Annotated in this window: 11 protein-coding genes; 4 read left to right on the top strand and 7 right to left on the bottom strand. The window is 67.3% G+C overall.

The window, feature by feature from the left end; all coding sequences use genetic code 11:
• Positions 1-30: 30 nt before the first annotated feature.
• The 6 genes from ACYP5B_RS18310 to ACYP5B_RS18285 all read right to left on the bottom strand — a co-directional run bounded on the left by ACYP5B_RS18310 (position 31) and on the right by ACYP5B_RS18285 (position 7,764).
• The gene (locus ACYP5B_RS18310) at positions 31-429 is read right to left on the bottom strand and encodes a hypothetical protein (RefSeq protein WP_459570634.1); all 399 of its coding nucleotides are present in this window, start codon (positions 427-429) and stop codon (positions 31-33) included.
• 78 nt (positions 430-507) lie between these two features.
• Positions 508-1,908, bottom strand: coding sequence for a TolC family protein (locus tag ACYP5B_RS18305; protein ID WP_459570633.1), 1,401 nt, complete (start codon positions 1,906-1,908; stop codon positions 508-510).
• 10 nt (positions 1,909-1,918) lie between these two features.
• The gene (locus tag ACYP5B_RS18300; RefSeq protein ID WP_459570632.1) at positions 1,919-5,059 is read right to left on the bottom strand and encodes an efflux RND transporter permease subunit; all 3,141 of its coding nucleotides are present in this window, start codon (positions 5,057-5,059) and stop codon (positions 1,919-1,921) included.
• Entirely contained in the window at positions 5,052-6,218 is a 1,167-nt protein-coding gene (locus ACYP5B_RS18295; RefSeq protein WP_459570631.1) for an efflux RND transporter periplasmic adaptor subunit, read from the bottom strand. The genes ACYP5B_RS18300 and ACYP5B_RS18295 overlap by 8 nt, the downstream gene beginning before the upstream one ends.
• A gap of 460 nt (positions 6,219-6,678) precedes the next feature.
• The gene (locus ACYP5B_RS18290; protein ID WP_400096044.1) at positions 6,679-7,035 is read right to left on the bottom strand and encodes a hypothetical protein; all 357 of its coding nucleotides are present in this window, start codon (positions 7,033-7,035) and stop codon (positions 6,679-6,681) included.
• Positions 7,036-7,062: 27 nt separating this feature from the next.
• Positions 7,063-7,764, bottom strand: a complete 702-nt coding sequence (locus ACYP5B_RS18285; RefSeq protein WP_318234154.1) for an MgtC/SapB family protein — start codon at positions 7,762-7,764, stop codon at positions 7,063-7,065.
• Positions 7,765-8,222: 458 nt separating this feature from the next.
• Between ACYP5B_RS18285 and ACYP5B_RS18280 the strand changes: the two genes are divergently transcribed.
• Positions 8,223-8,384 carry a hypothetical protein gene (locus ACYP5B_RS18280; protein WP_459570630.1) on the top strand — a complete coding sequence of 54 codons (162 nt, stop codon included), beginning with the start codon at positions 8,223-8,225 and terminating at the stop codon, positions 8,382-8,384.
• 16 nt (positions 8,385-8,400) lie between these two features.
• On the opposite strand, the gene ACYP5B_RS18275 is transcribed toward ACYP5B_RS18280, so the two are convergent.
• The gene (locus ACYP5B_RS18275) at positions 8,401-9,633 is read right to left on the bottom strand and encodes an MFS transporter (protein ID WP_459570629.1); all 1,233 of its coding nucleotides are present in this window, start codon (positions 9,631-9,633) and stop codon (positions 8,401-8,403) included.
• Between the two features lie 545 nt (positions 9,634-10,178).
• On the opposite strand from ACYP5B_RS18275, the gene gnd reads away from it, so the two are divergent.
• From gnd to ACYP5B_RS18260, 3 genes are all read left to right on the top strand, one after another.
• Positions 10,179-11,183 (top strand): phosphogluconate dehydrogenase (NAD(+)-dependent, decarboxylating), encoded by a 1,005-nt coding sequence (gene gnd / locus ACYP5B_RS18270; RefSeq protein WP_459570627.1) that lies wholly within the window; start codon positions 10,179-10,181, stop codon positions 11,181-11,183.
• Positions 11,183-12,745 carry a glucose-6-phosphate dehydrogenase gene (gene zwf, locus ACYP5B_RS18265; protein WP_459570626.1) on the top strand — a complete coding sequence of 521 codons (1,563 nt, stop codon included), beginning with the start codon at positions 11,183-11,185 and terminating at the stop codon, positions 12,743-12,745. Before gnd ends, zwf begins: the two co-directional genes overlap by 1 nt.
• Positions 12,746-13,005: 260 nt before the next feature.
• Positions 13,006-13,968 carry a chemotaxis protein gene (locus tag ACYP5B_RS18260; protein WP_318234152.1) on the top strand — a complete coding sequence of 321 codons (963 nt, stop codon included), beginning with the start codon at positions 13,006-13,008 and terminating at the stop codon, positions 13,966-13,968.
• Positions 13,969-14,400 lie beyond the last annotated feature (432 nt).

Below are 14,400 nucleotides of genomic sequence, written 5' to 3'. Positions count from 1 at the left end.
CCCGCGCCTTCACGCGGGATGGGCCAGGCTTCATCCCAGCGGGGCTGGCGCGGTCGCGTCAGCCCCGGTTCTGGTGCCGCCAGGCAGCGAAGACACCAGTTCCGGGCGTGCGGCGTGCGCCGCCTCGGCATGGTTGCCCATGACCTCCAGGCGCAGCAGGACAATGGGCACGGACAGCAAGGCACGTTCCAGCGCGACCAGCAGCTGCCCGGCCCGCATCTGCGGCATCCGGATCTCGAAGCTCAGCATGCACTTGACTGGCGGCAGGCCGAGCGGCAACTGCCGCTCGTTGACCGGATACTGGCCGCAGTCGCTGGTGGCGCAGCGCAGGGCCAGGCGCACGTCGGGCACATCGTCCAGCCGCGCGATCACGCTCAGGCGATACACGCGCCACCGCTGGACCGGCGGCGCAAGGTTGACGGCTTTCATGGCAGGTCTCCTTTGTCCTTTGACTCGTGGCAATCGAAGCGTTTGGTGCACCCGGCCGTAGCCGGGCGCACCGCGCCATCAAAGCGCGGGCCGCAAGCCGGTGGAAAGTTGCAGTTCCACGGTGGCGCCCGCCAGGTCCGCCTGGGCCTGGAGGTAGTCGAGGTAGGTCTCGTCCGCGGTGCGTTGCGCATCGAGCAGTTCCAGCAGCGATGCCGCGCCCTGGCGATACGACTGGCGCATACCGTCCAGCACCCGGTCGGCATCGGCGATCACCGAGTCGCGGTAGCGTTGCAGGTTGTCCTGCGCGGCCAGGAACGCGGTGAGCGCGTTGCGCACGTCGATTTCGGCTTTCAGCTCCGCCTCGCGCAGGGCCAGCATGGCTTGCGTGACCTCCGACTCCGCCTGGATCAGCTCGCCGCGCTGCAGCCGCGACAAGGGCAGGGGAATCGACACCGACACGCCCAGCATGCGCGAGCGCGGCGTGCCGTCGCCGTTGGGCTGGCCCTCGTCGTCCATGGTGCCGCGCACACCGGGGGTCATGGTCATGGTGAAGCTCACGCTGGGATCCACCCAGCGGTTGGCGCGCGCCAGTCCGGACTTGTCGTGGGCATTCTCCAGCGTGGCGCGGGCAATCCGTACCTCGTCGCGCGCTTCCATGGCCCGGGCGATCAGCGCGCCGCTGTCGGTGCCGGGGTCAAAGGGCTGGAACTCGCAGGCCAGCGGCGTGTTGCCGAAGGCCTCGGCCACGCGCACGCCAAGCTGGATGGACAGCTTTTGCATGGCGGCCTGCGCGGCGGCGCGCGCCGATTTCACCTCGGTGGTGAAGCGGTCGCGCTCGACCCGCGATTGCGACAACTCCAGGCCGCCGATGTCGCCTGCCTTGCGGCGGATCTCGTTGGCGCGCACCACGTTGGAGAGGGCGGTCAGCGTCGATTCCTGCCGGACCAGCGCCTCGCGGCTGCGGCAGGCCTCGACGAAGGCTGCGGCGGATTCCGCGTACAGCGTGTGCCTGAAGCCCTGCAGGTTGGCCTCTGTCAGGCGCAGGTTGCTCTCGGCGGCGCGGATGCGCGCGCCGCGCTTGCCGCCCAGCTCGATCGGGATTTCGACTTCGAACTCATGGGTGCGCGGCGGCTTGGGCGACACCGCGCGGCTGGTCTCGATGTCGCCACGGCCGTACTTGAGCACCGGGTCCGGGCGCACGCCGGCGATCGAGATCTCGGCTTCGGCGCCGCGGATGGTCTCCTGCTGCGCGGACAGGCCGATGTTCTGCCGCTCCACCGTGTCGAGATAGGTGGAGAAGCGGACCGGGGCGATGGCCGTGGTGGTGGCCGTGGCGGTGGCAGGCACGGCTGCCGGTGCCTCCTGCGCCCAGCAAGCGGATGCCGCCAGCATCAGCGTTGCCAGGAGGCTGTGGCGCAGGGCGGGCGTTGCCTGCCGGATCTTGTTGCTGGTCTTGCTGCTGGTCTTGTTGCGTTGCATGGGATTCTCCTCAGGCCTGGCCTGCGGCGCGGGTCGCCGGTGCGTTGCCGTCGGCATCGATTTCCAGTTCCCTGGCGCGTTGCGCCGCGCGCTCGGCGCGGGCTTCGACCAGGTAGTAAAGGGCGGGCAGCAGCAGCAGGGTCAGCAAGGTGGCGGTAAAGAGGCCGCCCACCACCACGGTGGCCAGCGGACGCTGCACATCGCTGCCGAGACCTCGCGCCAGCATCGCGGGCGTGAGCCCGATGGCGGCCACGGTGGCGGTCATCAGCACCGGCCGCATGCGGCTTGCTGCGCCTGAGATCACCGCTTCGCGCAGGCTCAAACCGTCTTGCGCGCGCATCCGGTTGATCTGCGCGATCATCAGCACGCCGTTGAGCACGGCTACGCCGAACAGGGCGATAAAGCCCACCGCGCTGGATACGTTGAGCGTCATGCCGCGCAGATGCAGCGCCGCCAGGCCGCCGATGGTGGCCAGAGGCACCGCCAGCAGCACCAGCGCCGGCTGGCGCAGGTTGCGGAACTCGGCAAACAGCAGCACGAACATCAGCGCCAGCGTCATCGGCAGGATGATGGCGAGGCGCGCCTGTGCACGTTCCAGGTTCTCGAACTGGCCGCCCCATTCGATCTGGTTGCGCTTGTGGTCATAGGAGACGGCGCGCTCGATGGCGGGCTGGGCCGCCTTGAGGAAGCCGGACAGGTCGCGGTCGCGCACGTTCAGGCGCACGATGATGTGGCGGCGCGCCATCTCGCGCACGATCACGCTTTCGCCGGACACGGTGGTGATGCGCGCGACTTGCGCCAGCGGCACCTTGGCGCCGTTGGCGGCGGTCAGCATCAGGTCGCCTACGCCAGATGCGCTTGCGCGCATGGCCGGCGGGAAACGTACCGTCATGTCGTAGCTCTTTTCACCCACATAGAGCTGGCCGATCGGCGAGCCGCCGATGCCGGTGGAGATCAGCTCGGCCACGTCGGCCGCGTTGATGCCGTAGCGCGCGGCGGCGGCGCGGTCCAGGTCGATCTTCAGGTTCGGCAGCGGCGGTTCCACGTCGATCGCCACGTCGGCCGCGCCGGGCACGCCGCGCAGCGCGGTGGCCACTTCGCCGGCAATGCGGCGCACCTCGCCCAGGTCGTCGCCGAACACCTTGACCACCAGGTCGCTATGGGCGCCGGAGAGCTTGTCCTGCACCCCGTCGATCATCGGCTGCATGAAGCCCACCGAGTAGCCCGGCATCTGCGCGTAGCGCGCCGCCAGCTTGTCGATCAGCTGCTGCTTGGTCATGCCCGAGGCCCACGTCTTGTACGGATGCAGGCCGACGCTGGCCTCGATATGGGAGGGCGTCCAGTAGTCGGTGCCGTCGTCGTTGCGCCCGGTCTGCGTCACCACGTAGGAGACCTCCGGGAACTCGCGCGTCACCCGGCGCAGCTCGCTGGCCATGTCGGAGGCGCGCTCCAGGGTGATGCCGGGCGGCATCTGCACCTGCAGCCACAGCGAGCCTTCATCCAGGTAGGGCAGGAAGTCGCGGCCGATGGTGGCGCCAAGCGCCAGCACGCAGGCCAGGGCCAGCGCGCAGCTTGCGGCCACCCAGCGGACCCGGCCAATGCCGCGCTCCAGCGCAGCGCGATAGCGCACGCCCAGCCATTCCAGCACGGGATTGTGGAACACGCGGCGCGGCTTGCGCATGGCAATCCAGGCCAGCCCGGGCACCAGTGCCAGCGCAACGATCAAGGCGCCGATCAGCGCCGCGCCAACGGCGAACGCCATCGGCGAGAACAGCTTGTACTCGATGCGCTCGAAGGAGAACAAGGGCAGGTAGGCCGCCACGATCACCAGCATGCCGAAGAACATCGGCCGCGCCACCTGCAAGGTGGCGTCGATGGCGTCGCGCGGGGTGAGCGTGCGGTCCTTGTCCTGCTCGCGCCGGCGCAGGATGTTCTCCACCAGCACCACCGCGCCATCCACCAGGATGCCGAAGTCGATCGCGCCCAGGCTCAGCAGGTTGGCCGGGATGCGCAGGTGATACATGAAGACGAAGGCAATCAGCAGCGAGAGCGGAATCGTCAGCGCCACGATCAGCGCCGCGCGCGGGCTGCCGAGGAACAGCAACAGCACGATGCCGACCAGCAGCATGCCTTCGGTCAGCGTGAAGCCAACCGTGCGCATGGTGGCGTCGATCAGCGAGGTGCGGTCGAGGTAGGCGACCACCTTCACGTCCTTGGGCAGCAGGTTGTCGTTGAGGTCGCGCACCGCTTCGTGCACGCCTTCCAGCGCTTGCGATGCGTTGAAATCCTTGAGCAGCAGGGTGATGCCGGAGATCGTGTCGGGGTTGTCGTCCTTGCCCAGGATGCCGCGCCGCTCCACGTTGCCGTAGCGCAGCGTGCCGAGGTCCTTGACCAGTACGGGCGTGCCGTCCTTGCTCGTGACCACCACGTTGCCCATGTCGTCGAGCGAGCGCAGCAGGCCTACGCCGCGCACCACGTACGATTGTTCGCCGCGGTCGATGACGCTGCCGCCGGCATTGACGTTGTTGGCGTTGAGCGCCTCGGTGACCTGTGTCAGCGTCAGGTTGTACTGGGTCAGCCGCACCGGGTCGAGTTCCAGCATGAACTGCGTGGTGAGCCCGCCGAAATTGGTCACGTCGACCACGCCGCGCACCTTCTTCAGGCGCGGGATCACGGTCCAGGTCTGCAACTCGGATAGCTCGCGCAGGTCGCGCGTCCCGGACTCGAGCGTGTAGCGGTAGAACTCGCCAGTGGGCGAGGTGTACGGGTCCAGGCCTGGCTTGGCGTCGTAGGGTAGCTCGACCTCGTTCAGCCGCTCCTGCAGCCGCTGGCGCGCCCAGTAGCCGTCGGTGCCATCCTCGAACACCACGGTGATCAGCGACAGCGCAAACAGGCTGCGGGTGCGCAGCACATGCATGCCGGGCGTGGCCAGCAGCGCACGCTCCAGCGGGATGGTGATCTGCTGCTCGATTTCCTCCGCGCCGAGGCCCGGCACCTGGGTAACGATCTGCGACGTGACGTCGGCAATATCCGGATAGGCCTCGATGGGCAGTTGCTTCCAGCTGTAAGCGCCGTACAGCGCCACCAGCGCAAAGACCAGCCAGATGATGGCGCGCCGCTTAAAGCATAGGGTGACGAGGCGGTCAATCATGTAGCAGCACTCCGTTTTTCACGACAATGCGCTCGCCGGCCTTGAGCCCGGCGAGGATCTCGACTTGTCCGTCGGCATGCGCGCCGATGGTGACCACGCGCGGCTCGAAGCGCAACGGCGCCTTCTCCACCAGCACGCGCGTGTAGAGCCCGCTTTGCAGCAGCGCGGTGGGCGGCACCAGCAGCGCCGCGTGCTTTTCTCCCGCGAAGATCACCTTGGCAAAGAGGCCGGGGCGATAGCGGCCGTCCTGGTTGTCGATGGCCACGCGGACCTTGACGGTGCGGGTGTCGGGGTCGAGGATCTCGCGGATGTAGCGGACCTTGCCGGTCACGGGCTTGCCGGGGTAGGCGTTGAGCAGGATCTCGGCGGGCTGGCCGACGAAGATCGAGGCGATGTCCTTCTCCGACACGCTGGCCGCGAGGTAGACCGTGGACAGGTCGGCCACCGTCATGACCGGCGCGCCGTTGTCGTTCCAGAAGCCGCCCTGCGCGCCTTCGAGCTCGATCACCCGGCCGGCCAGCGGCGCATGCATGGTGTACTGGCGGTGCGAGCGCGGGGCGCTGCCGGCGCCAAGCTGCGCGAGTTGGGCAGCCGTGGTCTCGGCGTCGCTGTTGGCTTGCGCGTAGGCCAGCTGGGCTTGTTCATAATCCTTGCGGGGCGCGATCTCCGCTTCGAACAGGGCGCGTTGGCGGTCCAGGTTCAGCCTGGCTTCAAGCAGCGCCGCGCGCGCCTTGCTGGCCTCGCCCTGGGCCGCGCTCAGCTCGGCGGAATCCAGCGTGAACAGCGGGTCGCCCTTGCGCACGACGTCGCCCAGGGCAGCGTGCAGGCGGACGATCCGCCCGGGCATCGGCGGCACGATCTTGACCAGCTTGGCGGCATCGGGCTCGATCGAGCCCGGCACCTCGATGGGGCGCTCCAGCGCCTGTTCGACGATGGTCTGCACCTGCAACTGGGCGCGCAATGGCGATGCCTCGGGCACCGTGATGAAGTTGCCCTCGCGGACCGGTTCGGTGCTGTGCTCGGGCGTGTTGGCGTGGGCGCCAAACAGGCTGGCGCCATCGCAGCCGGCCAGCACGAGACATGCCGCGCAGATGGCGGCGAGCGCAAGGCCAGGCGGGCGGCGCAGCGCAAAGCGTTGGCGCATGGTGGGCGTTTGCATTGGTTCTTCTCCTCGATTGGTGCGCTTGCCATGGCGGCAGCCAGGGCAGGGGCACCGCTTGTTGTCGGTGCGTCGTCGATGGAATTGAAAAGCGGAATCGCATCCAGGATCCAGGGACGACAGGAATCGACAGGCGTGACGCATCCCCGGCGCTGCAGGGTGGCAAATCCACGCAGGTAACCGGTGATGGGCGAAATCGCCCGCGTTGCTAACGGGAAGGAGGCGGCGCGGAAGCCGGGGCGGGGCCGGCGCGTACGCGGCCGGGATGCCGCGAAACGCAATGGGAGCCTGGCGGGTCCAGGTGGCTGGTGCCGCGGCTCCGGCAGGATGCTGGAAGCGGAATCAGGCCAACCGGTACACGCCGTGCCTTCGGCGCTGCCTACTAGAAGGGTCGGGGTCCATGTCTTTCCTCAGGCAATCAGGGTGGATCCTGGTGGATCCTGGTGGGTCGGTCTTGCTCTCAGGCCGCGGCTAACGCGCGCACGGGCTGCGGCACGCTTTCCCAGCGCACGGCGCGAACCAGCGGCTCCAGGCCAAGGCGCTGCACCAGCCTGACCATGCCGGGCCTGCCGCCCGGCTGGCAATGCACCAGCACGCGCATCTCGACCAGCGCGCGGCGCTCGCACTGCCGGGTGTGCAAGCGCTGCAGCGAGAGATCGCGCGCGGCCAGCTCATGGCGAATCTGCTGCTCCAGCCGGGCGCCATGGTCGTCCTTGCAGAGCAGCACCACCTGGAACAACTGGGCGGCTGTGCCGCGGCTCGCCTGGGCGGCGCGGCGGTTGGGGGCCTGGGGGAGCATCCAGTCGAACAAACGCATATCCAGCTCCTTTCTTTCTCCTTGGGGTTATTCGAGCGCGCCGGCCGGAATGGCCCAGCGCACGAGGGAAACGCTTTTCTCCATGCTGATGCGGCTGACGATCTGCTCCAGCTTGCTTTCATTGCCGGGCGCGGCCAGCACATCGGCGCGGACTTCTATGTGCCCGCCGGCGGCGGTGTCCTCGCTGTGCAGCGACTGCAGCAGCAGGGCGGGCATTTCGGTCAGCGCATGCAACAGCAAGCCGCGCACACGGATTTCTTCCTGGGCCGTGCATACCGTGGTGATGCGATAGACCATCTCCACTTCCGGCGCAATGGCCGTGCCGTTGCGGTTGATGCGCTGGCCCAGCATGCGCAGGCCAAAGTTGGCGCACAGGATGCAGGCGGTGCCGATCGCGGCTTCCAGCGCATGGCCAAGGCCGGCGAGCACGCCGACGGCGGCGGAGCACCACAGCGTGGCGGCGGTATTCAGGCCGCGCACGTTCAGGCCGTCGCGCATGATCACGCCAGCGCCGAGAAAGCCGATGCCCGAGACGACCTGCGCGGCAATGCGCGCATGCCCCTGCGGATCAAACGTAAAGGCGGAAACCGAAACAAACAAGGCCGCGCCGGCGGCGACCAGCGCGTTGGTGCGCAGCCCCGCCATGCGCTGGCGCAACTGCCGTTCGGTACCGATGCAAGCGCCCAGCGCTAGCGCTTCGAGCAAGCGCAGGGCGAATTCGTGCCACACCATGAGAACTCCCGTATTGAGCAGGAAGCACCGGTGAGTCTTGTGCAAATCGCGGGCAAGCGCAGGCAGCAACGTGCTGCAACGCAGGCGCGATCGGAAGAATGAAGCCGTATTCAAGAAGAGAGGCGGGACAGGACGTCTGGCCTCGAAAGCACCGTGCCGCAAGCGGGGCACGGTCGCTAGGGATACCGTGGCCCGTCAGGCGGAGGTGCCGATCCTGGATCGACTACTGTCGTCGGAACAAGTGCTCACTGGGTAGCCCTGGAATTAAGAACCCGCGTACTGTAGCGGCGCAAGTGGAATGGGTCAAGCGGAAAACGGCCTTTGCCGTCGTTTAAGCGGGCTTTAATGCAAAGAGCCTGAAGATCAAGCGGAATTGTCTTAAATTACATTGGGAATTTTCTGAATTTATTCAGCGCTACGGCGGTGACGTGCACCGCCGTACCCGATATCAGCCGTTGCCCGATTCCTGCCCCATCTATCACAAGTCGAATGCGTACACGATGTCGCCCATGTTCGACCGCGACATGCTGGAGGCGGACTGGCAGCGCCAGCACCACGACATGGCGTGCGCCATGATCGCTGGCTACCTGCAGGGCCAGGCTGCGGCGCTGCGGTAGTCCGTGCTTCAGTGGGTCAGTGTGTCAGCGCCGGCACGGCAGCGCGGCGCGACCGCGCCGCCAGCACCTGGCTCAGGCCCAGCCCGCTCAGCGCCGCCACGGCGGAGAACAGGAACACCGAGCCATAGCCCGCATGGCTGGCGATCACGCCGGCCACCGGGCCGGTCAGCCCCAGCGCCAGGTCCAGGAACAGCGCATAGGCGCCAAGCGCCGAGCCGCGGTTGCTCTGGGGCACCAGCTTGACCGCCTCCATGCCCAGCGAGGGGAACACCAAGGCAAAGCCAAAGCCGGTGACGGCGGCGCCGATCAGCGCCTGCGTGGGCGTCGGCGCAAGCCAGATCAGGGCCAGGCCGGCGGCTTCCACGGCAAACGAGCACAGCGCGACCCGATAGCCGCCAAAGCGGCCGATGCTATCGGCCAGCAGCATGCGCGCCACCACAAAGCTCACGCCCAGGCTGGTCAGCGCCAGCGCGGCGTGGCCCCAGCCGTGGCTGGCGTAGTACAGCGTGACAAAGGCCGTGATGGCGCCAAAGCCCACCGAGCCCAGCGCCAGGCACAGGCCAAACGGCGTCATGTGGCGGAACACGGTGCGAAACGGCATGCGCGCGCCCTTTACCGTGGGCACCGCAGCCTTGCGCCGGGCCAGCGCGAACGCGGCCAGGGCCATGACGGTGGCGACGATGCCTAGCGAGGCAAAGCCCCAGCGCGCATCCAGCAGCACGCCAACCGGCGCGCCCAGCGCCAGCGCACCGTAGGTGGTCATGCCATTCCACGAGATCACCTTGCCGGTATGGCGCGCGCCCACGTCGCCGATGCCCCAGGCAATGGTGCCGGTGGTCACCAGGCTCTCGCCCGCACCCAGCACCAGCCGGCCGGCGAACAGCCACGCCAGGCTGAGCCAGCCGATCGACACGAACAGGCTGGACAACACCGCCAGCAGCCCGCTGGCGGCAACCAGCGTGAGCCCGAGCGTGACCGATTTCTTGGGGCCCTGCAGGTCGCACAGGTTGCCGGCGTAAGCCCGGCTCAGCAGCGTGGCCAGGTACTGGATGCTGACCGCCAGCCCGGCCACGACCGTGCCATAGCCGAGATCGCCATGGACGAAGCCAGGCACCACCGCCAGCGGCAGGCCGACCGTCAGGTAGGCAATGAAATTGAAGAAGACGATGGCGACGATGCGCCGGTTGATGCTGCCTTGCTGGTGTTCCCCGGATTCGGGGGCGGCGAGGGTCGTGCTGTTTGCGGACATGGCGATGCGAAGGCGAGTGTCTTGGCGGTAAAAGCGCAGGGCCCGGACAACGAACCGGGGCGCGCCAGGATCAGGGCGCGCGGGATAGTGCGGTCTTGGGGCGATTGCGAAGCGGGTAGCGAGGGTGTGATGCTGGCGCTACTCGAGACGGCGGATCGGCATGGCGGGGCGTGGGTGGTGGACTGGCAGCATGAGCAGGGACATGGCTAAGGGGCGGTTAGCCGGCCTTTGTCCCCAGTAGCTGGCCGGTGAAATCGGAGCCGCCCGGTCGTATGCAAGTCCGCCGATGCTGGCTGGGCAATTTTAAGCGCCTGTTTAGTTGGTGTAAATCGGGGTTGCGGAATTTAGCGCTATATGTGTGCTCGGGCGTGAGCCGGGGCAGGCCACGAAGTGCGCTAAATAGCACGTATGCGGCTCGGCTGCGGCCCGGCTGCTGCCTGTGCAAGTGCGCTCGGAGAAGTGGACAATGCCCCGTGGCGGGGGAGGGTTTCGTCACCAGTTTCGTCACCAGTTTCATCACCATTGACTCAGTGAGAGGACCGGATATGCAACTCGGAATCATAGGGCTCGGGCGCATGGGCGCGAACATCGCAAGGCGGCTGCTGCGCGCGCAGCACGAGGTGGTGGTGTACAACCGTAGCGCCGACAAGGTGCAGGCGCTGGAGGCGGACGGTGCCGTCGGCGTCACCAGCATCGAGGCGCTGGTCGGCAAGCTGGCCGCCCCGCGCGCGATCTGGGTCATGTTGCCGGCAGGCGACACTACCGAGCAGATGATCGCCGCGCTGGCGGGCCTGCTCGAGCCCGGCGACGTCATCATCGACGGCGGCAACACCTTCTACAAGGACGATATCCGGCGCGCGGACGAACTGGCCGCGCGGCAGTTGCACTATGTGGACGTGGGCACCTCGGGCGGCGTCTGGGGGCTGGAGCGCGGCTATTGCCTGATGATCGGCGGCAAGCAAGAGGTCGTGAGCCGGCTTGACCCGCTGTTCAATACGCTGGCGCCGGGCTATGGCGACATCCCGCGCACGCCCGGGCGCAACCCGGCCAACGACCGCGCCGAGCGCGGCTATATCCACGCGGGGCCGGCGGGCGCGGGCCACTTTGTGAAGATGGTCCACAACGGCATCGAGTACGGCCTGATGCAGGCCTATGCCGAGGGCTTCGACATCCTCAAGACCAAGGCCTCGGAGAGCCTGCCCGAAGCCGAGCGCTTCCAGCTCGACCTGGCCGATGTCGCCGAGGTGTGGCGGCGTGGCAGCGTGGTGTCCTCGTGGCTGCTCGATCTCACCTCGCAGGCGCTTGCCAGCGACGTCAAGCTGTCGCGTTTCTCCGGGGAAGTCGCTGATAGCGGAGAGGGGCGCTGGACGATCGACGCGGCTGTCGAACAGGCGGTGCCGGTGCCGGTGCTGGCCAGCGCGCTGTTCGCGCGGTTCCGCTCGCGGCAGGATCATACGTATGGCGAGCGGTTGCTCTCGGCCATGCGCTTTGGCTTTGGCGGGCATGTGGAAGGGCATGGTGGCGGCAACGCCAGCGGGGAGCCCAGGTAATGGCGGCCCGCAAGCGCCAGAGCCAGGCCGCCATTCCCAAGCCGCCGCCCGCCACGCTGTTCCTGTTCGGTGCGCATGGCGACCTGGTGCAGCGCCTGCTGGTGCCCGCGCTTTACAACCTGCGGCGCGACGGCCTGCTGGGCGATGACCTTGCTCTCGTCGGCGTGGACCACAACGCGATGACCGACGCCGCGTTTCGCGAGCGGCTCGCGCAGGGCATCCGCGCCCGGGCCCGCCCGGGCAGCGAGGGCGGGGTGCAAGGCGGCAAAGGCAAGCCCAAGGTCAAGACGTTCGACCCGAAGCTATGGAATCCCCTGGCTCGGCGCGTCGGCTATCTGCAGGGCGACTTTCTCGACGACCAGACCTACGCCGCTATCGAGGCGCGCATCAAGGCCGCCGGCACCGGCAACGCGGTGTTCTACCTCGCCACCTCGCCGCGCTTCTTCGGCGAGGTGGTCGACCGCCTTGCCGCGGCCGGCCTGCTGCATGAGGCGCCAGGTGCGTTCCGCCGCGTGGTGATCGAGAAGCCCTTCGGCACCGATCTCAAGTCGGCGCAGGCGCTCAACGCGCGCGTGCTGCGCGCCATGCGCGAGGAGCAGGTCTACCGCATCGACCACTTCCTCGGCAAGGAGACCGTGCAGAACATCCTGGTGAGCCGCTTCGCCAATGGGCTGTTCGAGGCGTTCTGGAACAACCACTATGTGGACCACGTGCAGATCACGGCGGCGGAGACGGTGGGCGTGGAGCAGCGCGGCGATTTCTACGAGCACACCGGGGCGCTGCGCGACATGGTGCCCAACCACCTGTTCCAGCTGCTGGCGCTGGTGGCCATGGAGCCGCCGGCCGCGTTCGGCGCCGACGCCGTGCGCGCAGAGAAGGCCAAGGTGGTCGGTGCCATTCGCCCGCAGTCGCGCAAGGAAGCGCTGGCCAATTCCGTGCGTGGTCAGTACCGCGCCGGCACGCTGACCGGAGAGAGCGTGCCGGGCTATCGCAGCGAGCCCAATGTGGCGCGCGCCAGCCGCACCGAGACCTATGTGGCCATCAAGGTCATGGTGGACAACTGGCGCTGGGACGGCGTGCCGTTCTACCTGCGCACCGGCAAGCGCATGGGCGTGCGCGACACCGAGATCGCGATCTGCTTCAAGCCGGCGCCCTCGTCGCTGTTCCGCGATACCCAGGTGGACCGGCTCAAGCCCAACTACCTGATCATCCAGATCCAGCCGGACGAGGGCATGTGGTTCGATTTCCAGGCCAAGCGCCCCGGCCCGGCGGTGGAGATCGACAACGTGCAGATGGGCTTTGCCTATGCCAGCTTCTTCCAGATGCGGCCTTCCACCGGCTACGAGACCCTCCTCTACGACTGCCTGATGGGCGACCAGACGCTGTTCCAGCGCGCCGACAATATCGAGAACGGCTGGCGCGCGGTGCAACCCTTCCTGGATGCCTGGCGCGAAAGCGAGGAGGGCACGGAGGTGGAAGGCTACAAGGCGGGCAGCGACGGGCCCCGGGGCGCCGAAGCGCTACTGGCGCGCGACGGCCGCAGCTGGCACAAGCTGGCCTGAGCTGGCCTGATTCCCAAGCCCGCCGCACCGGCGGGACTGTCTCATCCCGCACTTTAGTGGGGTGAGGCGTTAAATCGTCTGTCCATTGCCGCTTTGCCGCTAAATTTCCCCGGGGATTGGCCGTTAGCCGGAGCAGTGGCCCGTCATTGCAGCGCGCCGCTCCAGGGCAAGCGCCGCTGGAGCCACGCAGCGCCGCCGGGCCCGGGGAAACGATCAACACCGCGCAGCGAGCCCGCGCATTGCGGGGACAAAGGAAGCGTATGAGCAGCTCGATGAGAGACATCGACGAACGGACCAACCTGACCAACAACAACCAGTTCGAGTTGCTGTTGTTCCGCCTGGGCGAGTCGGACCAGTCCGCGCAGAGCGAACTGTTCGGCATCAACGTCTTCAAGGTCCGCGAAATCCTGGTAATGCCCCAGGTCACCACCGTGGTCGGCGGCGGCCCGGCCATGCTCGGCATGGCCGATATCCGCGGCCAGGTGATTCCGGTGATCGACCTGCCCAAGATGGTGGGATGCACGCCGCGCACCGGCCTCAATATCCTGCTGGTGACCGAATACGCGCGCTCCACGCAGGGCTTTGCCGTGGAAGCCGTGGAAGAGATCGTGCGCCTGGAGTGGAACCAGGTGGTCTCGGCCGAGACCAGCGTCCGGGGCGATATGGTGACCAGCATCGCCAAGCTCCATAACGAGGCCGATCCCGCGAACCCGCGCCTGGTGCAGGTGCTGGACGTGGAGCAGATCCTGCGCGACGTGCTGCCGACGCGCCAGCCGGAAGTCGATCCCAAGACCGTGGGGCCGCAAGTGAAGCTGCGCCCCGGCACCAAGATCCTGGCCGCCGACGACTCCGCTTTTGCCCGCAGCCTGATCGAGCAAGGCCTCAAGGCCATGGGCGTGCCGGTGCTGATGACCAAGACCGGCCAGGAAGCCTGGCAGCAGCTGGGCGAGATCGCCGATCACGCCGCTGCCAACGGCCGCACCGTGCAGGACGAGATCGCGCTGGTGCTGACCGACCTGGAAATGCCCGAGATGGACGGCTTCACGCTCACCCGCAAGATCAAAGCGGACGCGCGCTTCAAGTCGATCCCGGTGGTGATTCACTCGTCGCTGTCCGGGACGGCCAGCGAAGACCACGTGCGCAAGGTAGGGGCAGATGCTTACGTGTCGAAGTTCCTGGCGAAGGACCTGGCGGATACGATCCGGGGCGTGCTGGCACGTTGATCTCTTGTCCCTTGGTTTGTTCCCCTCTCCCCACTTGTGGGAGAGCAATCGTGTCAAGTGGGGGCGGGGGAGAGGGCGGGCGTTGGATGTGGCGTTTGGTCCTCGCAACTGCAACTGCAAAATCAGATTCAAATTCAATGGCTTAACGTCAAGGGCAACTGCAGTTTCACCTCCCCTTCGGGGAGGCGACCTACTTTTTTGTCTTTGCGGCTTGCCAAAAAAGTAGGCAAAAAAGGCGCCCCTATACGGCCTAGGTAAACCTTGACGGTTCGCTTCGCATCGCGCGTGGGTGTTTCCCGCCCCTCGGGCGGGAAACACGGCCGACCCAGTGGGATCAAATTTGAATTCGGTGTAGCCGTGATTTCCGCCCCCAGGCGGCTCTGGCAGTCATGCTAACCCGCGTTTGATTCCTCACGGCGGGCCAGCCTTTGC

It is taken from the genome of Cupriavidus sp. 8B (assembly GCF_054589115.1).
Note: the sequence above shows the minus strand (reverse complement) of the source record. Positions and strands in the feature narration are given on the sequence as shown.